At 61.6% G+C, this 20,273-nt stretch carries 17 protein-coding genes and 1 pseudogene; 6 read left to right on the top strand and 12 right to left on the bottom strand.

The genetic code is table 11. The features are described from left to right. Nucleotides 1-259: 259 nt before the first annotated feature. The 3 genes from BA011_RS22360 to otsA all read left to right on the top strand — a co-directional run bounded on the left by BA011_RS22360 (nt 260) and on the right by otsA (nt 5,641). The gene (locus BA011_RS22360; protein ID WP_065282056.1) at nt 260-1,960 is read left to right on the top strand and encodes a long-chain fatty acid--CoA ligase; all 1,701 of its coding nucleotides are present in this window, start codon (nt 260-262) and stop codon (nt 1,958-1,960) included. A 185-nt stretch (nt 1,961-2,145) separates the two neighbouring features. Beyond that, entirely contained in the window at nt 2,146-3,771 is a 1,626-nt protein-coding gene (gene pgi, locus BA011_RS22355; protein ID WP_065282055.1) for a glucose-6-phosphate isomerase, read from the top strand. 472 nt (nt 3,772-4,243) lie between these two features. After that, the gene (gene otsA / locus BA011_RS22350) at nt 4,244-5,641 is read left to right on the top strand and encodes an alpha,alpha-trehalose-phosphate synthase (UDP-forming) (protein ID WP_065282054.1); all 1,398 of its coding nucleotides are present in this window, start codon (nt 4,244-4,246) and stop codon (nt 5,639-5,641) included. A gap of 93 nt (nt 5,642-5,734) precedes the next feature. On the opposite strand, the gene BA011_RS22345 is transcribed toward otsA, so the two are convergent. After that, nucleotides 5,735-6,697 (bottom strand): acyl-CoA desaturase, encoded by a 963-nt coding sequence (locus tag BA011_RS22345; protein ID WP_065282053.1) that lies wholly within the window; start codon nt 6,695-6,697, stop codon nt 5,735-5,737. A gap of 169 nt (nt 6,698-6,866) precedes the next feature. Here BA011_RS22345 and BA011_RS22340 point away from each other — a divergent pair, with 169 nt between their 5' ends. Then, nucleotides 6,867-7,226 carry a metalloregulator ArsR/SmtB family transcription factor gene (locus tag BA011_RS22340; RefSeq protein WP_065282052.1) on the top strand — a complete coding sequence of 120 codons (360 nt, stop codon included), beginning with the start codon at nt 6,867-6,869 and terminating at the stop codon, nt 7,224-7,226. 245 nt (nt 7,227-7,471) lie between these two features. Here the strand turns inward: BA011_RS22340 and BA011_RS22335 are convergent, their stop codons facing one another. The 3 genes from BA011_RS22335 to BA011_RS22325 all read right to left on the bottom strand — a co-directional run bounded on the left by BA011_RS22335 (nt 7,472) and on the right by BA011_RS22325 (nt 9,878). Beyond that, nucleotides 7,472-8,398 carry a carbohydrate kinase family protein gene (locus tag BA011_RS22335; RefSeq protein WP_065282051.1) on the bottom strand — a complete coding sequence of 309 codons (927 nt, stop codon included), beginning with the start codon at nt 8,396-8,398 and terminating at the stop codon, nt 7,472-7,474. Between the two features lie 62 nt (nt 8,399-8,460). Beyond that, the gene (locus tag BA011_RS22330) at nt 8,461-9,150 is read right to left on the bottom strand and encodes an orotate phosphoribosyltransferase (protein WP_065282629.1); all 690 of its coding nucleotides are present in this window, start codon (nt 9,148-9,150) and stop codon (nt 8,461-8,463) included. A gap of 71 nt (nt 9,151-9,221) precedes the next feature. Beyond that, nucleotides 9,222-9,878, bottom strand: coding sequence for a TetR/AcrR family transcriptional regulator (locus tag BA011_RS22325; protein WP_065282050.1), 657 nt, complete (start codon nt 9,876-9,878; stop codon nt 9,222-9,224). A gap of 75 nt (nt 9,879-9,953) precedes the next feature. Between BA011_RS22325 and BA011_RS22320 the strand changes: the two genes are divergently transcribed. Further along, nucleotides 9,954-10,778: an NmrA family NAD(P)-binding protein gene (locus BA011_RS22320; RefSeq protein ID WP_065282049.1), complete on the top strand. Its 825-nt coding sequence runs from the start codon at nt 9,954-9,956 to the stop codon at nt 10,776-10,778. A 2-nt stretch (nt 10,779-10,780) separates the two neighbouring features. Beyond that, nucleotides 10,781-11,263 (top strand): DUF1772 domain-containing protein, encoded by a 483-nt coding sequence (locus tag BA011_RS22315; RefSeq protein WP_065282048.1) that lies wholly within the window; start codon nt 10,781-10,783, stop codon nt 11,261-11,263. 543 nt (nt 11,264-11,806) lie between these two features. Here the strand turns inward: BA011_RS22315 and BA011_RS22305 are convergent. From BA011_RS22305 to BA011_RS22270, 8 genes and pseudogenes are all read right to left on the bottom strand, one after another. After that, complete coding sequence (locus BA011_RS22305) at nt 11,807-12,754, bottom strand: IS110 family transposase (protein WP_065282047.1); 948 nt, start codon at nt 12,752-12,754, stop codon at nt 11,807-11,809. 489 nt (nt 12,755-13,243) lie between these two features. Further along, the gene (locus BA011_RS22300; protein WP_065282046.1) at nt 13,244-13,780 is read right to left on the bottom strand and encodes a glyoxalase superfamily protein; all 537 of its coding nucleotides are present in this window, start codon (nt 13,778-13,780) and stop codon (nt 13,244-13,246) included. Nucleotides 13,781-13,969: 189 nt separating this feature from the next. Next, on the bottom strand, nt 13,970-15,148 hold the full coding sequence (locus BA011_RS22295) for a GGDEF domain-containing protein (protein ID WP_065282045.1): 1,179 nt from the start codon (nt 15,146-15,148) through the stop codon (nt 13,970-13,972). A gap of 180 nt (nt 15,149-15,328) precedes the next feature. Further along, a complete protein-coding gene (pyrC, locus tag BA011_RS22290) occupies nt 15,329-16,375 on the bottom strand; it encodes a dihydroorotase (RefSeq protein ID WP_065282044.1) in 1,047 nt (348 codons plus the stop codon). 72 nt (nt 16,376-16,447) lie between these two features. After that, nucleotides 16,448-17,080 carry a nucleoside triphosphate hydrolase gene (locus BA011_RS22285; RefSeq protein WP_065282043.1) on the bottom strand — a complete coding sequence of 211 codons (633 nt, stop codon included), beginning with the start codon at nt 17,078-17,080 and terminating at the stop codon, nt 16,448-16,450. Beyond that, nucleotides 17,077-17,858 (bottom strand): annotated as a pseudogene (locus tag BA011_RS22280) (ATP-binding cassette domain-containing protein). Before BA011_RS22280 ends, BA011_RS22285 begins: the two are co-directional and overlap by 4 nt. Before the next feature lie 2 nt (nt 17,859-17,860). Beyond that, nucleotides 17,861-18,925: an ABC transporter permease gene (locus BA011_RS22275; RefSeq protein ID WP_065282042.1), complete on the bottom strand. Its 1,065-nt coding sequence runs from the start codon at nt 18,923-18,925 to the stop codon at nt 17,861-17,863. A gap of 155 nt (nt 18,926-19,080) precedes the next feature. Beyond that, nucleotides 19,081-20,100, bottom strand: a complete 1,020-nt coding sequence (locus BA011_RS22270) for a sugar ABC transporter substrate-binding protein (protein ID WP_017958798.1) — start codon at nt 20,098-20,100, stop codon at nt 19,081-19,083. Nucleotides 20,101-20,273 lie beyond the last annotated feature (173 nt).

The following is a 20,273-nucleotide window of genomic DNA, read 5'->3' as shown; positions in this document are numbered from 1 at the left end:
TGCACCTCCTTTTGGTGTTTCCTCATGATGGGTATGCAAGATCAACGTCATGGCGGACTCAAAGTTCCCATCCTTCCACGATCTGGCGACGGGCGAATGTTGACGTTTACGTCAAGGTTAGTATAGCTTCATTCGGCTTGAACCGTTCAGGCAATGGCATAAGCTGCCAGACTGGAAGATGGAGGACTCTTCCAGTCAATTGTGGGCCAGCCGATTACCGGCGCGGCCGGCGCGGCGGCCGCAAGGGAGAGAGGATACGATGAACAGCATTTCCGTCCATCCGAACGGAGCGAAGCCCGACAGGCCCTGGCTTGCCGCCTATCCCGATATCGTTCCGGCAGAGATTCCGCCGCTGGAATATGCCTCGCTTACAGAACTGCTCGAAAAATCCTGCGCCCGTTACGCCGACCGGACCGCCTTTTCCAGCATGGGCAAGGCGATGCGCTACCGCGAACTGGAGAGCCAGACGCGCAAACTCGCCGCCTGGCTGCAAAGCACCGGCCTTCAGAAGGGCGACCGCGTCGCCGTGATGATGCCGAACGTGCTGCAGAACCCGATCGCGACCTATGCCATACTGCGCGCCGGCCTCGTCGTCGTGAACGTCAACCCGCTCTATACACCGCGCGAGCTCGAACACCAGTTGCGGGATTCCGGCGCCAAGGCGATCTTCGTGCTGGAGAATTTTGCCCGCACGGTCGAGCAGGTTCTCAACAAGACCGACCTTCGCCATGTCGTCGTCACCTCGCTCGGGGAAATGCTGGGGCCGAAGGGGCTGATCGTCAATTTCGTCGTGCGCAAGGTGAAGAAGCTCGTTCCCTCCTGGTCGATCCCTCAGCACAAGAGCTTCGGCCAGGTGCTGCGCGAAGGTGCGGGAAAAGAGCTACAGCCGGTCACGCTTGCGAGTGGCGATATCGCCTTCCTACAATATACCGGCGGCACGACGGGTGTCGCCAAGGGCGCGGTGCTGACGCATGAAAACCTGCTCGCCAACAAGGCGCAGCTGTCGCTCTGGCTGCGATCGGCCTTCGAGCGCAAGAAAGAGCCGGAGGTGCTGAATTTCCTCTGCGCCCTGCCGCTCTACCACATCTTCGCGCTGACGGTGAATTCGCTGATGGGCATGTCGCTTGGCGCCCACAATATCCTGATCGCCAATCCGCGCGACATTCCCGGCCTCGTCAAGGAATTCGAAAAATCGAAGGTACATATCTTCCCCGGCCTCAACACGCTGTTCAATGCGCTGATGAACAATGCCGATTTTGCCAAGCTCGACTTCTCCTCGCTAATCATGTCGCTCGGCGGCGGCATGGCCGTCCAGCGCCCGGTCGCAGAACGCTGGCTGAAGATGACGGGCACGGCGGTGACGGAAGGCTACGGCCTTTCCGAGACATCGCCTGTTGCCACCGCCAACCGCTTCGATTCGCCTGAGTTCACCGGCACGATCGGCCTGCCGCTTCCCTCCACCGACCTCGATATCCGCGACGAAGAAGGCAATTCACTGCCATCAGGCCAAGTCGGCGAGATCTGCATCCGCGGGCCGCAGGTGATGGCAGGCTATTGGCAGAAGCCGGAAGAGACGGCGCGGGTGATGACCGATGACGGCTACTTCCGCTCTGGCGATATGGGTTTCATGGACGAACGCGGCTATACCAAGATCGTCGACCGCAAGAAGGACATGATCCTGGTTTCCGGCTTCAACGTCTATCCGAACGAAATCGAGGAAGTCGCCGCCATGCATGCCGGCATCCTTGAAGCCGCGGCCATCGGCGTGCCGGATGGGCATTCGGGCGAGGCGGTGAAGCTCTTCGTGGTCAGGAAGGATCCCAACCTGACGGAAGCCGAGGTGAAAGCCCATTGCATCGCCAACCTCACCAACTACAAACGCCCGCGCTTCATCGAGTTCCGCACCGAGCTGCCGAAGTCGCCGGTCGGCAAGATCCTGCGCAAGGACCTGCGCGGCTGAATTTGACGAAATAAAGTGTTACAGCGTCCTTTGCGCGTCTTTCGGACGCGCGGCGCTGTCATGAAATAGACAGCCATCCGCTTGCCGCGGGTGGCTTTTTTCCATTTCGGCAGGTGGCTGAACTTGATTTGCGGGTGAGAAAGCGAATAGTTTCCGCAACCTTTCCGCCTCCAAAGGAGCCTCCCATGAACGCCATCGTCGAACAGCTGAAAAGCACCGCTGATGCCACCAAGGCAACCGATATCCGTGCCGCCTTCGCCGCCGATTCGCAGCGCTTTTCGCGCTTTTCCGTCGCGCTTGACGACCTGCTGATGGATTTTTCCAAGACGGCGGTAAATGACGACATCCTCAAGCTCCTGGTAAAGCTCGCCGAAGAAGGCGGCGTCGAGGCAAAGCGCGAGGAAATGTTCTCCGGCAAGGCGATCAACTTCACCGAGGATCGCGCCGTTCTGCACACCGCGCTGCGCAACCGCTCCAACACGCCGGTTCTGGTCGACGGCAAGGACGTTATGCCTGATGTCAATGCCGTGCTTGCCGCCATGGGCAAGTTTGCCGACGACGTCCGCTCCGGCACGCTGAAGGGCGCGACCGGCAAGGCGATCACCGACGTCATCAATATCGGCATCGGCGGCTCGGATCTCGGGCCTGTCATGGCGACGCTGGCGCTTGCCCCCTTCCATGACGGCCCGCGCGCGCATTTCGTCTCCAACATCGACGGCGCCCATATCGCCGACATCCTGAAGCTGGTGCAGCCGGAAACGACACTGTTCATCGTCGCCTCGAAGACCTTCACCACTGTGGAGACGATGACCAATGCGCAGACGGCGCGCAATTTCATCGCCAAGGCGCTCGGCGAAGCGGCCGTGCAGCACCACTTCGCCGCCGTCTCGACGGCGCTCGACAAGGTCGCCGCCTTCGGCATCGACAGCGCCCGTGTCTTCGGCTTCTGGGACTGGGTCGGTGGCCGTTATTCGATCTGGTCGGCGATCGGCCTGCCGCTGATGATCGCCGTCGGGCCTGACAATTTCGGCAAGTTTCTCGACGGTGCCCATGCGGTTGACAATCATTTCCGTAAGGCACCGATTACCGAGAACCTGCCGATGCTGCTCGGCCTGATCGGCTTCTATCATCGCAACGTGCTCGGCTATCCCACCCGCGCCATCCTGCCCTACGACCAGCGCCTGTCGCGTTTCCCGGCCTATCTGCAGCAGCTCGACATGGAATCGAACGGCAAGGGCGTCACCATCGACGGCACGCCGGTCGAAGGCAATTCCGGCCCGGTCGTCTGGGGCGAGCCTGGCACCAACGGCCAGCACGCCTTCTACCAGCTCATCCATCAGGGCACGAGCATCATTCCAGCCGAGTTCATGATCGCCGCCAACGCCTTCGAGCCGGAGCTGCGCCACCAGCACCAGCTGCTGATCTCGAACGTTCTTGCCCAGTCGGAAGCGCTGATGAAGGGGCGCACCTTTGCCGAGGCCAAGAAGCAGCTCACCGACAAGGGCATGGACGACAAAAAGGCCGATTTCATCGCCCCGCACCGCGTCTTTACCGGCAACCGCCCATCGATCACCTTCGTCTACGACAAGCTGACGCCTTATGCGCTCGGCCGCCTGATCGCGCTTTACGAACACCGCGTCTTCGTCGAAGGCGTGCTCTTCCGCATCAACTCCTTCGACCAGTGGGGCGTCGAGCTCGGCAAGGAACTGGCGACGGGCCTGCTGCCGGTCGTCGAAGGCAAGGAAAGTGCAGCATCGCACGACTCCTCGACGCAGGGCCTGGTTGCGGCACTGGCGAAGCTGGCGAAGTAAGCGCTCGAGATTGCCCCTCACCCTAGCCCTCTCCCCGTTCTGACGGGGAGAGGTGGCGGCAGCCGGATGAGGGGCGGACGCTGGCTCCTGTCTCAAAGGCCGATCCCACGCGCCCAGTGCCGACTGCCGCCAACATCGTCATTGCGGCCGCAATTATAATGAACTGATATCGGCGGGCTTGGTGCATCCGCACGATGGGCTTCGTCATGCGAAACCGGATTGAACGTTCTTCTAATCAAAAATTGTAGAATGAATTCTTTCAATCCGCGGGAATCGCCCTAGATTCAAGCAAAATCTGTGCGGGAAATGCTCCGTTCGTTGTTCTTGTTGGCATCTGCACCGGGCCGCTCGCGTCCGGGTCGGCTCGTCGATGTCGGCGCCTTCACTGCATGGTCCCTGCCCAAGTTCAGGAGATGTCTCAAGACGCTCGTCACGCAGCGTTTTCATGTCTCATCTCCTTTAAAGGAAGCTCATGAGCCGTCTTGTCGTCGTTTCAAATCGTGTTCCCATGCCCGCCAAAGATGGGAGCGCCGCTGCCGGCGGCCTGGCCGTTGCGCTGCAGGCAGCCCTGCAGGAGCGTGGCGGCATCTGGATGGGATGGTCGGGCGAATCGAGCGGGGACAGGGAACCTGGCCCGTTGTCGCAACTGCAGAAGGGCAACATCACCTATGCGCTGACCGATCTCACCGACACCGACGTCGAGGAATATTATCGCGGTTTTGCAAACCGTGTTCTCTGGCCCATCTGCCATTATCGACTGGACCTCGCCGAATATGGCCGTAAGGAAATGGCCGGCTATTTCCGCGTCAACCGCTTCTTCGCACACAGGTTGGCGCCGATGATCGAGCCGGACGACGTCATCTGGGTTCATGATTACCACCTCATTCCGCTGGCGGCCGAACTCCGCCAAATGGGGCTAAAAAACCGGATCGGCTTTTTCCTGCACATCCCCTGGCCGCCGGCCGACATTCTCGTCACGATGCCCGTCCATGAGGAAATCATGCGCGGGCTCTCGCATTACGATCTCGTCGGCTTCCAGACCGACTACGACCTCCAGAACTTTGCCGGCTATCTCAGAAGGGAGGGAATTGGCGACGACCTCGGAAATGGATTGTTCGATTCCCATGGGCGGATATTCAAGGCCGGCGCCTATCCGATCGGGATCGAAACTGCTGCCTTCGCCGAGTTCGCCGAGAGAGCCGCAAACAATATCATGGTACAGAAGACGCGGCGCAGCATCGAAGGCCGGGACATGATCATCGGGGTCGATCGCCTCGATTATTCGAAGGGCATCATTCAGCGGCTGGAAGCGTTCGAACGCTTCCTCACAAGCAATCCTGGCTACCAGAACAAGGTCACCTATCTGCAGGTCACGCCGAAATCGCGATCGGAAGTTCCCGAATACGAGCATATGCAGAAGATGGTCGCCGAACAGGCCGGCCGCGTGAACGGTGCCATCGGAACGGTCGACTGGGTGCCGATCCGTTATGTCAACCGGTCGATCAGCCGCAACGTGCTCGCCGGCCTCTACCGGCTGGCGACGATCGGGCTGGTCACGCCGTTGCGCGACGGCATGAACCTCGTCGCCAAGGAATATGTCGCCGCTCAGGATCCCGATCGCCCGGGCGTATTGGTGCTATCGCGCTTCGCCGGCGCGGCTCGAGAGTTGAAGGGCGCGCTGCTGGTCAATCCTTACGATGTCGAAGGCACTGCCAATGCCATCGCCCGGGGCCTTGCCATGTCGCTCGAGGAGCGCCGCGACCGCTGGAGCATGATGATGGAGCATCTGCTAACCCACGACGTCTCACTTTGGTGCGAAAACTTCTTGCGGGACTTGGTGCTTGCTCCCGAGCCTTCGCCCGGAGCGTGACCCCGGATAGTCTCCTGATCGATCGGCATCGACCCGTCCTTCGGACCCGAGGGAAGAAGAGGGAATCGAGACGTTGCCGCAAGGAGGAGGCATTCACGGGCGAGATTCCGCGTGACCTGCTGCGTGATGCGGCGCATGACCGTCACCTGCCGTTTCAGTTCCGTTGACGCGTCTCAACCCTCGCCTTTGCACGATCGTGTGTGGGAGCTTGATCGCCGAAGCCAGACCGAGCCTTGCCAGCAGCCGGATGAAATACCAACCGAGATCCAGCTGGCCCGGCTCGATGCCGAGCCGGGCCGAATCCGGAAAGGCGTGATGGTTGCCATGGAAGCTCTCGCCAAAGGTCACCAGCCCGAAACGCGGCAGGTTATAGCCCTGCACCGCGACATCATCGACACTCCAGCCCTGATGGCCGGCTCGATGCGCGAAATGACCGACCAGCCAGTGTCCGGTCAGCGACACCGATATCCGCACGGCAATACCCCAGACCACCCATGGCAGTCCGCCGAGCGCAAAGAGCGCGAGTCCTAAGGGAATTTGCTGCGCCATCCATGTCGCCTCCAGGAAACGATAGAAGCGGTCGCGCCGCTCGCGCTCTTCGAGGACGAAACGCGGCGGATGGTCCAGCGCCACGATGCAATGCATCTGCCAGAAGGCATCGATGAAGAAAGGCCGCCGATGGGCATAGAGGTCATGGCAGTCTCGCTGGCGTTGCGCCCAGTCGCGAATATCGTGCGCGTAGATCATGCCGAAGGGGCCGGCCATGCCGACCAGCGTACCGAGATAGACGAGAAAGTGCTCGATCCAGATATGAGTGCTGAATGAGCGATGGATCAGCAGCCGGTGCATACCGACCGAATGACCAAGGCAGATCGTGATGGCGGTCAGGAGGATAAAGACGATAAAGGCGCTCCAGGTGAAGGTCAGTGGGCCACCAATGATGGCAATCAAGGTCATGGCGGTGATCCAGATCGACTTTGCGGGCATCCAGACCACTCTGCCCTTCACCGGATCGCTCCCATTGTCGATCATTCGTCCAGTGGAAATACTGCTCATGACAAACTCCTTCCCATCGGGCGCATTCTCTACTTGAACATCGCCTACCAATTCATTATTTAAGAAATTACCTAATTACTTTGCACGAGCGGAAACAATTAAGCAATGCATTAATTGCTTAATTGATTAACGGATCGATGCGATGATGCCGCTGGCACGGAGACCGGACTTGGACGAAGAGACTTTCGATGACGCCGTAGAGGGCCGCTCCGTCAGCGCCGCCCAGCGGGTATTCCACGCGCTTTCCAGCGCGCCGCGCCGGAAGATCCTCGCCTATCTCTCGGCATCGGGTCTGACCGCCGGCGAAATCGCTGACCGCTTCAGCATGTCCAAGCCAGCCGTTTCGCAGCATCTTTCCATCCTCGAAGCTGCGGGTCTGATCAGACGAGAGAAACAGGGCCAGTTCGTCCACTATTCCCTGATCGAGAACAATCTCGTCAACACGCTCAACGGCTTCGTGCAGGAGGTCTGCCCGGTCGGTCGGCCGATCAAGAAGGAAAGCCAGGCGCGCACCCGCGCGAAAGAGTAGGCTTGAGCACCGGGCAGATGCTGGGCTGGCGTGGCGTCAGAACATGATGCCGGCGCGGTCGAACCCGCGCGGGTGTTGTTAGAAAGACCGGCTTCGCCGGCCCCCTCATCTGCCTGCCGGCATCTTCTCCCCGCTGGGGCGAAGGGACTTGCGGCAACGTCTCGTTCCCTTCTCCCCTCGGGGAGAAGGTGCCCGCAGGGCGGATGAGGGGCCGCACGGCACACCTCTGCGGAGACTTGCGGGCCTTAAAGCCCGATCTCGCGTGCCCAGGGCGGATTGGCGCCGGCGCGGGAGACGGTGACGGCGGCGGCTTTGGCGCCGAGGGTCAGGGCGTTGCGCAGCGCCTGCTCATCCAGCGAGGCGACTTGGCGCTTGGTCAGCAGATTATCCATCTTCAGCGACGCCAGGATTCCGGCATCGAAAGTATCGCCGGCGCCGACCGTGTCGACGACGGTGACGCGTTCGCTCGGCACCGTTACCTTGCGCTCCTTGGTATATCCGGAGGCGCCTTCCGCGCCCTTGGTGATGACGACGAGCTTGGCGCCATGGTTCAGCCAATGGGCGGCGAGCGCATCATGGTCGCCCTGCAGGCCGAACCATTCGAGATCCTCGTCGGAGAATTTCACGATGTCGGATTTGCCGGCCATGCGCTTGATGCGGGCCATATGCGACGGCTTGTCCTTGATGAAACCGGGACGGATATTCGGATCGAGCGAGATGACGCGGCGTGCGGCTTCGCGGTCGAGCAAGGCTTCATAGGTTTCGCCGCAGGGGCTGGGGATCAGGCTGATCGCCCCGAAGTGCAGCGCTTCGCAATCATCACCGAGATCCGGCAGGTCGGCCGTGGTGATCATCCGGCCGGCGGTGCCCTCGTCGTAGAAGGCATAGGTCGCCTGGCCGTTCACCAGCTTGACGAAGGCGATGGTCGAGGGACGCGGCGTGATGGCGCACGGGCTGTAATCGACATTGCTCGCCTTCAGCGTTTCGAGCAGGATTTCGCCCATCATGTCATCGGCAATGCCGGTGAAGAAGGCGGTGGGGATGCCGAGGCGGCCAAGCGCGATCGCGGTGTTGAAGATGGCGCCGCCGGCATAGGGCGCAAAGCCCTTTTCGCCGAGGGTCGTGTCCCTTGGCAGCATGTCGATCAAAGCTTCGCCGCAGCACAAAATCATCGTATTCCTCCCAACAGCACTGATAGGTTCATCAACCGATTAAGCGAGCTTTTGTCAACCGGCTAGAGCGAAAGCTCACTCACGCCACCATTTCTTCCCGACCAGGCCAGCGGCGCATCGAGGAAGGCCTCGACTTCCGACAGCGTCGTGTCGTCGAAGAGCTTCTGCTCCCTGGCGACGGCCAGAACATTGCGCCAGGTGGCGATGTGATGCAGCCTGACCTTGCCATCGGCAAAGCGCTCCTCGCCGAATATGCCGTAGAAGAAAAGCGCTATGCCGTGATCGACGATGCCGCCGGCGGCACGGATGGCATCGATGAACTTGAACATGCTGCCGCCTGCTGTCGTCAGGTCTTCAATGACCAGCACCCTCGACCCTTCCGGCATGTTGCCTTCGATCTGGGCATTGCGTCCGTGGCCCTTCGGCTGCTTGCGGACATAGATCATCGGCAGGCCGAGACGATCGGCCAGCAGGGCGGCGAAGGGAATGCCGGCAGTCTCGCCGCCGGCGATGCAATCGAACTGCTCGAAGCCGGCATCGCGCAGCAGGGTGCTGGCGGCGAAATCCATCACCGTTGAGCGGATGCGCGGGAAGGAGAGCAGCTTGCGGCAATCGATATAGACCGGGCTCGCCATGCCGGAGGAGAGTTTATAGGGCTGAGCGGCATTGAAATGGACCGCGTTGATCTCCCAGAGCATCTTGGCCAGCAATTCGGCCATCACGTCGCGGTCGGGAAATGTGGTCTGGATCATGCGGCTCTCCTTCGGCTTGGATCCCTGCGGGAATAGCAGCAAGAGCGCGCCGTTTCCAGACGAAAGGCGGGCTATTGCTGCAGCAGGCGGCCGATATCAACGATCTGCATCTTCTTGAACAGAGCGACTGCCTGAGCGCCCTCCTCCGCATCCAGCGAAACGGCATAGCGCACCGCGGCGGCAAGCAGCTGCATCGTCAGCCGGGCGATCGCGAGCAGCTCCTTCCGGTCGCGATCCGGCCATAGGCGGATAAGCACCGCGAGAAATGCCTGGGCATGGAATTCCATGTCCTCGGCATCGACCTGTTGCAGCAGCTTGTCGGTATGGGTCGCATGCCAGATGTCGCGCATGACGGGCTCGCGGCGGAAGAAGGCGTAATATTCGTCGACGATATTGGCGAGTGCGCCCTGCAGGGCCGCAGCGTCGGTCACCTTCGCCAGTTCCTCTTCGACGCACCGCCTGCCCTCTTCGTTGAAGCGCTCAGCCAATGTGCGGATGATTGAGGTCTTGTCCGGGAAATACTGGTAGAGGGCGCCGAAGGAGAGACCAGCCTTTTCGACAATCTCGCTCATCTTCAAGCCGTCGCTGCCATGGCTTTCGATCAGCTCGGCGGCCACAGTGAGGATCTTTTCGAAGCGCTCGCGGCCGCGCTGCTGGCTGGGAATGCGGCGCAGCTGGCCGGTAGACTCCTGCTGGCGTCTGCGCGTTGCGACCGGCTGTTCCGACATGCTCTCTCCTTTTCCACGTTGACAAACAAAATAAGAGAGTTTCTCTTGTTTTCAAAGTTTGGGAGGAATTTTGACATGCAGACTTCCGAAATCGTCCTCGTCGGTGGATCGGGAAAGACCGGCGGCCGCATCATCAAGCGCCTGGAAGAGCGCGGCCTCACCATTCGTGCGGCATCACGCTCAAGCGCACGGCCCTTCGACTGGGAGGACAGGTCGACCTGGCGCGGCGCGCTTGACGGCGCATCGAGCGCCTATGTCGCCTTCCAGCCGGACCTTGCCGTCGCCTGGGCGGCGGAAGCGATCGAAGCACTCACCAAGGTCGCCAGGGAATGCGGCCTTGAGCATATCGTGCTGCTCTCCGGCCGGGGCGAAGAGGGCGCGCAGCGCAGCGAGGCGGCGCTGAAAGCTTCCGGCATTAACACCACCATCCTGCGTGCCTCCTGGTTCTGCCAGAATTTCAGCGAGGGCGCCTTTGTCGAGCAGATCATTGGCGGCCGGCTGCAATTGCCGGCGGGCGAGATCGGGGAACCTTTCATCGATGCCGACGACATTGCCGATGCGGCGGTCGCCGCTTTGACCGATCCCGGCCACCGCAACAAGATTTACGAACTGACCGGCCCGCGAGCGCTGACATTCCGCCAGGCGGTCGCCGAAATCGCCGCAGCCACTGGGCGGCCGATCGAATATGAGCAGGTGTCGATGGCGGATTTCACCGGCGGGCTTGCGGCTGCCGGCCTGCCGCAGGGCCTGATCGATCTTCTGGAGCAGCTCTTCGGCCAGGTGCTCGATGGGCGCAACTCCGGCACCACGGGCGGTGTCGCCGAAATTCTTGGCCGCCCCGCCACCGATTTCAGCGAATATGCCCGCCGGACCACGGAAACCGGACTCTGGAGCGCCTGACCATGCAGATCTTTCTCATCATCTCCCTCGTCGCCGCGGCGATCGGCAGCGGCCTCGTCGCCGGCATCTTCTTCGCCTTCTCGACCTTCATCATGACCGCCTTCTCGCGGATTTCGGCGGAACAAGGCATCGCGGCGATGAACTCGATCAACGTGACGATCGTCCGCTCGCCCTTCATGGCGCTTTTCGTACCGACAGCGATCCTCTGCCTCGTCATCGCCGTGCTCGCCCTGATCGACTGGCGCGGCGGGGCATCCTTTCTGATGCTGGCGGGTGCAGCCCTCTACATTTTCGCCTCCTTCCTCTCGACCATCATCTTCAACGTGCCGATGAACGATGCGCTGGCAAAGGTCGGCGGCAACGGCCCGGAAGCGGTTCAGCTCTGGACCACTTATGTCAGGGACTGGACGTGGTGGAACCATGTGCGGACCATCGCCTCTCTGCTCGCCTCGGTCGCCTTCGTGAGGGCGCTGATGATCGTCTGAGAAACAAGCGGAGGCATTCAAGGAACAGCGTGGCGGCGTGTCCTTCGAGGCGACCCTGTGGATCGCACCTCTGGATGAGGCAAATTGGAGGGGCGCAGCTTCGCTCCCGCTTCGGTCACCGGCTCCGGAAAGCGCGCCAGGCGGAGATCACGGCGAGCAGCAAGAACAGACCTGCAAAACCAGCCCACAGAGAACCGCCTTGCGTCAGGTTGTCATCGTCGGGAGTGAGGCAGCTGGATAAGGCTTGCGAGATGCAATCTCGGAACTTCCAGTACCTTTCATAGAATAACCATCCGAAAAAAATCGACAGAAACGTTAGGACGAAGACTGGAAGGTATTTCATTTTGTTCCTCTCGGCAGGTATGTCCGCGACCCATGGCGCCCCCATGCCAGCGCCCTGGAGTGCCGGCACTCAAGAGAGCCTCATCCTGAGGTGCCCCGCAAGGGGCCTCGAAGGACGAGGCGGGCGTTCCGGCGACGGATCTATGCAAGGAGCAGTGTTGCGGCGTGTCCTTCGAGGCTTCGCCCTGCGGGCTGCGCACCTCAGCAACCGTGTTGTTGGGGCTGGTTCCATGGGGTTCGTCTTTTAAGAATGGTGTTGATCATGATGATGAGCTTTCGCATCGCGGCGACGATGGCGACCTTGGGCGGTTTGCCCGCGTCGCGCAGCCTTTTGTGGAAGGTCTTGATGGCCGGGTTGCAACGGATGGCCGAGAGGGTAGCCATATAGAGGGCGCATCGGACGGTGGCGCGGCCGCCGGCGATATGGCGTTGTCCACGCCATGTGCCGCTGTCGTGAGCCATCGGCGCAACACCGACGAGGGCTGCGAGCTTCTTGTCGTCGATGGCGCCGAGTTCGGGCAGTTCGGCGATGAGCACGGCGGCACCGACCTCGCCAATGCCCGGCACGGTCAGCAGCAGATTGCGGCGTGCGGCCATGTCGGGCTCGGCCTCGATGGCAAGCGCGATGGCGGCATCGACGCGGGCGAGCTGGGCCTTGAGGGCGGCGAGGGTCTCGCCAATCAGCGCTGCGACGGCCTCAGGCGCATGCTCGAGGCGGTTCTTCTCGGCGACCGCCATGTCGATGAGTTGGCGACGGCGGGTGACAAGCGCAGCAAGCGCGATGCGGCCGTCGTCGATATGGGGGATCTGTGCCGGCCGCATCGCTCTGGCGAAGTGGAGAGTGACGCGGGCGTCGACCTGATCGGTCTTGGCCAAACGACCGCTGGCCCTGGCGAAGTCGCGCACCTGGCGGGGATTGACGACGGCGACGGGAATACCGGCGGCCATCAGCGTTCTGACGATCGCCATCTCGTAACCGCCGGTCGCCTCGACGACGACAAGCTCTGCGCCGGCCACTGCCGTTGCGAGCGCGGCACAGCCTGGCGCATCGTTGTCGAAGCGGACAACGGCGCGTTTGCCCTCGACGGCCACGTCGAGATAGGCCTTCGAGACATCGATACCGACCATGAAAGATTGCTGAATATGCATGACTGCTCCTCCTTCCAACGCGGGCTCGAAGCCCAACCAACCGTTCGAGCGAAGACATGGCGACGGAGATGCTTGCTGAGGTACGAGTTCAAGACCCAAGGATGACACGCATCCCCGTCGCACAACCGCATTCTACACGATCGGCAACGTACAAGGGTGAGGGGTCAGAGGGTGCCGCGGCTGGCCGCCTTCTAGACCGGAAAGCTGGAGAAAGCAGCTAGAAACTTCGCTCGATACATCTTGCTCTGGCTAAGAAGAAGCGGCACGGCGCTGCTACACGTCTCTTCTCCCCGCTGGTGGTCCGAAGGACGGGTCGAGACCCGTGGCTCGACCCCGGTCGGTGCCGGCAGGCGGTTGAGGGGGTGAGCGGCAAAGCCGCGAATGCTCTGAGCGTAAGCGAGGGTCAACGTATAGGATGTGCCGTGCGGCCACCTTCTCCCCGCTGGGGAGAAGAGGGAGCCAAGCGGTGACCTTAGTCATCCCATAGGACTATGTCTGTTCGCAAAAGGCGATGCGGTTGCTGAAGGGGTCGGTGACGGTCATCTCGAGGCCCCACGGCGCTTCCTCGACGCCGGGCTTCATGTAGCGGTAGTCCTTGCCTGAGAGTTCGGCGTGATAGGCCCGCACATTGGCGACGCGGACGAAGGCCTTGGCGCCGGGGCTGGCGTCGCCGGAATGTTCGCTCAGATGCAGCGCCATGCCGTCGCGGGAGACTTGGCAATAGAGCGGGAAGTTTTCGCCGAAGCGGTGCTCCCAATCGAGATGGAAGCCGAGAAAGCCGCAATAGAACTCCATGGCCTTTTCGACCGAGAAGACGCGGAAGATCGGCATTGGTGGCTCGATGCCGATCGCGGAGCGGGAGGTGCCTGCCTCCTCTATCTTTGCCGAGAGGATATTCCATTGATCGAGCCCGAACTGCCGGGCGACGATTTCAAGCGTCTCGCTGTGGGTCAGCGAAATGTCGCGGTCGGCAAGCGCCTGCCGCAATGTCTTTGCCATGAGCTTGGCATCGCGAAAATCGCGCATGATGTCATCCTTCCGTTGGCGGCAAACAGGAAGATCAGTGCCCGCGTCTGCTGACCCGTTCGCCATCGATCGCCAAACGGCAAGGGATGTGAAGGATGTTGTCTGGATGCATTCACCATAACGCTAAGCGTCGCGGGGCGGCTGGCCGCATCCGGCCGAGGGCGATATTATGAGAGGGTTTATCAGGAATCAAGACGCCGTGCGCGTTGCCTCGACGGGAACCGCCTTGAGATAGCTGGCAAGCTCGACCCGATTGCGGCCGGCGCGCTTGGCGACGTAGAGAGCCTTGTCGGCGGCACTCAGCATGGCGTCGAAATCCAAGCTCTTCGACCGGCCGGGGGCGACGCCGACGCTGACCGTGCATCTCAACACCTCGTCGTCGATATGGATCTCGCGCGCCTCGAAAGCCCGGCGGATGCGCTCGGCCGTCAGTTCCGCCCGGCCGGGCATGATCTCCTTCAGCACCAGCACGAATTCCTCGCCGCCGAGCCTGGCAGCGGTGTCGCCGCTGCGGCAATGGGCCGAAAGTTCGCCGGCGAAGATATTGAGGACGCGGTCGCCGGCGGCATGGCCGAAGCGATCGTTGACGGATTTGAAATGGTCGATATCGAAGACGATGACGGCCGTGGTCGTGCCCATCGGGCGCGTGCCGTATTGGTCGAAGAGGGCGCGGCGGTTGAGCAGGCCGGTCAGCGGATCGGTGATCGCATCGAGACGGTGGCGGGCGGCAAGCCGCCATTGATGCAGCGCCAGCGACAGCGCACCGATCCCGGTCATGCCGGCGATGCAGACGGCAAGGCTCAGATCTTCGGCCCAGTTGCTGGGGGCGTGACCCAGCACCAGCTTACCGTCTGCTATCAGCACGGCGGCGCAAAGCACGAAAGAGATCGCCGTCAGCGTATAGAGCGCGGTAATGCCGAGGATCGGCGCCGGCGCTTCCGCCCGGGCGAGCCAGTATTGCCGGGCGGTGGCAAAGAGCAGCAAAGCGATGGCGAGGTTGTCGGCGATGAAAGCCAGGCCGTCATATCCCGATAACATCGGCGCCACGGAAAAGATCATCGCCGCGAGCGCGCGGATCGCAATGGCTCGGATGGACAGGTGGCCGGTGAGGAACTGTCTGCCCGCACCCCATATGGTGGCGAAACCGGCATGAAACAGCACGAAGTTGCCGACGCCAAACCATTTCTCAGGTGTCGTCACATAGGCGCTGTAGACGAAAATACCGCTGACGACGAGGACCAGGCCGATAGTGGCGGTGAGCAGCACGGTTTCCGCCCGGCGGACGAGCCAGCTGCCCATCAGCGTCACCGCAAGGCAGGCCGCCGAAACGCCGAGCGCCAGCAAGAGGGAGTTATAGTCAAGCATCATGCTTTTCAGCCTCCGCGACTGCAGCCGCGCCGGATGATGTCGGCAGCTCATGGGGTCGGTGTTGAGGAATGTCTTATGCATCCGTTAACAAATGATGCATCGCACAATACAAATGTTACGCGTTTAACGTTACGCCGGAATTTAAGACAAAAAATCTATTTAAAATTGAAATCCGTGAGCTTACGCCTGCTGGACCACCTGCCAGTGCAGGGGAAACATCGGATCGAACACCGTCACCGGGCCTGCGCCGGTTTCTATCCTGGCGGGAAAGATGATCGGGTCGGGCTGCCGTGACAGGGTGATGCGGTCTTCGTTCGGCTGAAGCCCGTACCAGGCCGGTCCGTTCAGCGACACGAAGGCTTCGAGCCGCTCCAGAGCGCCCTCCTGTTCGAAGACATGGGCGAGGCAGCTCATCGTATTGATCGAGGTATAGATGCCGGCGCAGCCGCAGGCGCATTCCTTCAGCGGGTCGACATGCGGGGCCGAATCCGTGCCGAGGAAGAAGCGAGCATCGCCGCTGGTGGCGGCGGCGCGCAAGGCCAGCCGGTGGTTTTCGCGCTTGGCGACGGGCAGGCAATAATAATGCGGCCGGATGCCGCCGACGAGGATGGCGTTGCGGTTGATGATCAGATGGTGGGTGGTGATCGAGCCGGCGAGATTGCCCCTGGCCGCCTTGATGTAATCGATGCCATCTGATGTCGTCACATGCTCCATCGTCACCTTCAGCTCCGGCAGGCGCTGCCGCAGCGGATCGAGCACGGTCTCGATGAAGACCGCCTCGCGGTCGAAAATATCGACGTCCGGCGTCGTCACCTCGCCATGGACGCAGAGCGGCAGGCCGATCTTTGCCATGCGTTCCAGCACCGGCATCGCCTTTTCCATGTCGCGGACGCCACCATGCGAATTGGTCGTGGCGCCGGCGGGATAAAGCTTGACGGCGGTGATGAGGCCGCTCGCCTTACCCTCCTCCACGTCATCGGGGCTGGTGTGTTCGGTGAGATAAAGCGTCATCAGCGGCTGGAAGCGATGGCCGTCCGGCAAGGCCTTGAGGATGCGCTCGCGATAGGCCTTGGCGTCGGCTGACGTGACGACCGGCGGCACGAGATTGGGCATGATGATGGCGCGGGCGAAGGTGCGGCTCGTATCGGCGATCACGCCTTCCAGCATGGCGCCGTCGCGCAGATGCAGGTGCCAGTCATCAGGACGGCGGATGGTGATCGATTGCATGGCAGGCCTCCGAAGCGATGCGTCTGCGGCCTCGATAGCACTATCTTTTACATGAAAACAATCGCTGCCGCATCACGCCAGCGCGATCTCCAGCGTCACATCGGCCGGGCGGCGGTTTTCGAGGATCAGCCGGCCGTTCGGCAGGTCGTTGCCGTAGACCTTGGCGCTGGCGGCCTCTTCGGTCAGGTTGTAACCGCGCCAGCGGGCCCAGAGCCGCTCCTCCAGCACCTCGATCGGCGGCGCGAGCATGATCGAAAAGTCGAAGACGCCTTCGAGTTCGGCCCATTTGCCCAGCGAAAAGAGCAGGTAATTGCCCTCGACGATGATGAAGCGATGATCGGGGGAAACAGGGCGGGCAGACGCAATGGCGAGTTCGCGTGAGCGGTCGAAGACCGGCACCAGAACCTCCTGATCGGCCAGCCGGACGGCGCGGATGATATCGAGGAAACCGCGAACATCGAAAGTCTCGGGGATGCCCTTGCGTGCCAGCAGGCCGCGTTCGATCAGGATGGCGTTGTCCATGTGGAAGCCATCCATCGGCAGGACTTCGGCGCTTTCGCCCCTGACCTTCAGCGCTTCCGCCAGATTGTCGGCCATGGTCGATTTTCCGGCACCCGGCGGTCCGGCAATGGCGACCAGGAAACGCTTGGAATGGCCGGCGCGATCAAGCACCTCGCCGGCGATTTCATCGATGCGTGCATTCATGCGGCGACGGTCTCCGTCGGCACCGCCTTGGCGCCGGTCATGAAGGCGACGGCGTCGGACATGGTGTATTCCTTCGGATCGATCACCGTCAGCCGCCGGCCGAGGCGGTGAATGTGGATCCGGTCGGCCACTTCGAAGACATGCGGCATGTTGTGGGAGATCAGCACGATTGGCAGGCCACGGGCGCGCACGTCGAGGATCAGTTCCAGCACGCGGCGGCTTTCCTTGACGCCGAGCGCTGCCGTCGGTTCGTCCATGATGATGACCTTCGAGCCGAAGGCGGCGGCACGGGCGACCGCAACACCCTGGCGCTGACCGCCGGAGAGCGTTTCCACCGCCTGGTTGATGTTCTGGATGGTCATCAGGCCGAGTTCGGTGAGCTTGTTGCGCGCCAGCTTTTCCATGGCCGGCCGGTCGAGCATGCGGAACATCGAGCCGAGCACGCCAGGTTTGCGGATCTCGCGGCCGAGGAACATGTTGTCGGCGATCGACAGCGCCGGCGACAAAGCGAGATTCTGATAGACGGTCTCGATGCCGGCGTCGCGCGCTTCCATCGGCGAGCGAAACTGCACCTGCCGGCCTTCGAGCGTGATCACCCCTCGTCCGGGGTGACGGCGCCCGATATCGCCTTGATCAGCGAGGATTTGCCGGCGCCGTTATCGCCGATGACGGCGAGGATTTCACCCGGATAGAGGTCGAAATCGGCATTATCGAGCGCGGTCACGCGGCCATAACGCTTGACGAGACCGCGGGCGGTGAGAAGGGGTTCGCGAGCCATGATTACACCGAAACCTTTCTGATCCACTGATCGATGGCGACGGCGGCGATGATCAGCACGCCTGTCAAAAGGACTTTCCATTGCGGGTCGGCGCCGAGCATGTTGAGGCCCATCGAGACGACGCCGACGATCATGGCACCGAAGAGCGTGCCGAGAATGGAGCCGCGGCCGCCGAACAGCGAGATGCCGCCGATCACCGTCGCAGTGATTGCCTGGAGGTTAAAATCGGTGACCGCCGAGGACGGCGAGATCGAGCCGTTGCGGCCGATCGAGACCCAGGCGGCCAAGCCGGCAATGACGCCCGATATGGCGTAAACGGTCAGCAGCACCTTCTTGGTCTGGATGCCCGAGAGCTTGGCTGCCTCCGGATCGTCGCCGACGGCATAGACATGCCGGCCCCAGGCGGTGTGATTGAGGACATACCAGAGCACCAGGACGAGCAGGACCATGGCGATGACGCCGAGGGTGAGCACGGCGCTGCCGAGCTTGAAGCTCATGGCGAAAAGATGAAGCAGCGGCGCCTTTTCGTCGACGTCGGTGTCGCGGATCGTCTCATTGGCGGAATAGATGAAATTCGTCGCCATGACGATGTTCCAGGTGCCGAGCGTGACGATGAATGGCGGCAGCTTCATGTAGGCGACGAGGAAGCCGTTCAGCAATCCGCAAAGGCCGCCGACGACAAGCCCGGCGACCACTGCGATCGGCGTCGGTATGCCATAAGTGATGGCGACATTGCCCATGATCACCGCCGAGATCACCATGATGACGCCGATCGAAAGATCGATGCCGGCGGTCAGGATGACCAGCGTCTGGGCGGCGCCGAGAATACCGACGATGGCGATCTGCTGCAGGATCAGCGTCAGCGTATAGGACGAGAAGAACCGTCCGCCGATGGTGATCCCGAAGATGATGATCGCCAGCACCAGCACGATCAGTGGCACGGCGGCCGGCGTCGAGTGCAGAAAATGCTGCGCGCGCTTGATCAGCGAGACTTTCTCGTGCTCGAAGGAGGCAACGCTCTTGTCGCTGCCGTCGAGGACACTTTCGAATTCCTGTGTTCCGGTCATGGTTCCTCCTCCGCATCCGCGCGCCGAACTCGCGCGGGGGCCGTCACCGATATCCATCCGGTCTTTGATTAGCCGGTTCGTGAGGCGACGGCACATCGTCCGTCGAAAACGGCCGGGGATCAAGCCCCGGCCGGTCTGCTTTCAACAATCGGGGCTCAGCCCCAGCACTTGTCCGTGCCTTCCTTGGTGTCGATCGACTTGACGCCGGAAACCGGCTTGTCGGTGACGAGCGAGACGCCGGTGTCGTAGAAGGACTTGCCTTCGGTCGGCTTCGGCTTTTCACCATTGTCGGCGAACTTCTTGATCGCTTCGACGCCAAGGGCTGCCATCATCAGCGGATATTGCTGCGAGGTGGCGCCGATGACGCCTTCCTTGACCGACTTCACGCCCGGGCAACCGCCGTCAACCGAGACGATCAGCACGTTCTTTTCCATGCCGACGGCCTTCAGCGCCTGATAGGCGCCGACAGCGGCCGGCTCGTTGATCGTGTGGATGACGTTGATGCTCGGATCCTTCTGCAGAAGGTTTTCCATGGCCTTGCGGCCGCCTTCTTCATTGCCGTTGGTCACGTCATGACCGACGATACGAGCATCGTCCTCGTCGCCGATCTTGTTCGGGTCCTTCGGATCGATGCCGAAGCCCATCATGAAGCCCTGGTCGCGCAGAACGTCGACCGTCGGCTGCGACGGGGTCAGGTCGAGGAAGCCGACCTTGGCATCCTTGGCCTTGTCGCCCATCGTTTCCTTGGCCCACTGGCCGATCAGCTTGCCGGCGAGCAGGTTGTCGGTGGCGAAGGTGGCGTCGGCGGCATCGGCGGGCTCAAGCGGCGTGTCGAGAGCGATGACCAGCAGGCCGGCTTCACGGGCCTTCTTGACCGAAGACACGATGCCCTTGGTGTCGGAAGCAGCAATCAGGATGCCCTTTGCGCCGTCGGCAATGCAGCTTTCGATCGCGGCCACCTGGCTTTCGCTGTCACCGTCGACCTTGCCGGCATAGGACTTCAGCGAGACGCCGAGTTCCTTGGCCTTGGCCGTCGCACCTTCCTTCATCTTGACGAAGAAGGGGTTGGTGTCAGTCTTGGTGATGAGGCAGGCAGCAACGTCAGCCGCCATGACAGGAGCGGAAAAGGTGACACCAAGCGCGAGCGCGCCGAAAGCGAGAACAGATTTCTTCATGGAACTCCTCCCAGAGTTTGCCGGCGCCGCCCCTGCGGGGCCGGAAGCTTAAGATATGACACTTCGCCGTGGATCGCTAATGCCTCCCAGCGGTCCCGTGCCCTTGACGACGGCAATTAAGAGCGAAAAGAAATCGCCTTGTCAATAAATAAATCCAATTGAATTATTAATCC

The organism is Rhizobium leguminosarum (genome assembly GCF_001679785.1).
Taxonomy (GTDB): Bacteria; Pseudomonadota; Alphaproteobacteria; order Rhizobiales; family Rhizobiaceae; genus Rhizobium; species Rhizobium leguminosarum_R.
This window is presented reverse-complemented; position numbering and strand designations above follow the sequence as displayed.

Excerpts from the sequence above, each read along its gene's own strand:
- BA011_RS22360 (WP_065282056.1), top strand. The coding sequence starts at position 260 with ATGAACAGCATTTCCGTCCATCCGAACGGAGCGAAGCCCGACAGGCCC.
- pgi (WP_065282055.1), top strand. The coding sequence starts at position 2,146 with ATGAACGCCATCGTCGAACAGCTGAAAAGCACCGCTGATGCCACCAAG.
- otsA (WP_065282054.1), top strand. The coding sequence starts at position 4,244 with ATGAGCCGTCTTGTCGTCGTTTCAAATCGTGTTCCCATGCCCGCCAAA.
- BA011_RS22345 (WP_065282053.1), bottom strand. The coding sequence starts at position 6,697 with ATGAGCAGTATTTCCACTGGACGAATGATCGACAATGGGAGCGATCCG.
- BA011_RS22335 (WP_065282051.1), bottom strand. The coding sequence starts at position 8,398 with ATGATTTTGTGCTGCGGCGAAGCTTTGATCGACATGCTGCCAAGGGAC.
- BA011_RS22330 (WP_065282629.1), bottom strand. The coding sequence starts at position 9,150 with ATGATCCAGACCACATTTCCCGACCGCGACGTGATGGCCGAATTGCTG.
- BA011_RS22325 (WP_065282050.1), bottom strand. The coding sequence starts at position 9,878 with ATGTCGGAACAGCCGGTCGCAACGCGCAGACGCCAGCAGGAGTCTACC.
- BA011_RS22320 (WP_065282049.1), top strand. The coding sequence starts at position 9,954 with ATGCAGACTTCCGAAATCGTCCTCGTCGGTGGATCGGGAAAGACCGGC.
- BA011_RS22315 (WP_065282048.1), top strand. The coding sequence starts at position 10,781 with ATGCAGATCTTTCTCATCATCTCCCTCGTCGCCGCGGCGATCGGCAGC.
- BA011_RS22305 (WP_065282047.1), bottom strand. The coding sequence starts at position 12,754 with ATGCATATTCAGCAATCTTTCATGGTCGGTATCGATGTCTCGAAGGCC.
- BA011_RS22300 (WP_065282046.1), bottom strand. The coding sequence starts at position 13,780 with ATGCGCGATTTTCGCGATGCCAAGCTCATGGCAAAGACATTGCGGCAG.
- BA011_RS22295 (WP_065282045.1), bottom strand. The coding sequence starts at position 15,148 with ATGATGCTTGACTATAACTCCCTCTTGCTGGCGCTCGGCGTTTCGGCG.
- pyrC (WP_065282044.1), bottom strand. The coding sequence starts at position 16,375 with ATGCAATCGATCACCATCCGCCGTCCTGATGACTGGCACCTGCATCTG.
- BA011_RS22285 (WP_065282043.1), bottom strand. The coding sequence starts at position 17,080 with ATGAATGCACGCATCGATGAAATCGCCGGCGAGGTGCTTGATCGCGCC.
- BA011_RS22275 (WP_065282042.1), bottom strand. The coding sequence starts at position 18,925 with ATGACCGGAACACAGGAATTCGAAAGTGTCCTCGACGGCAGCGACAAG.
- BA011_RS22270 (WP_017958798.1), bottom strand. The coding sequence starts at position 20,100 with ATGAAGAAATCTGTTCTCGCTTTCGGCGCGCTCGCGCTTGGTGTCACC.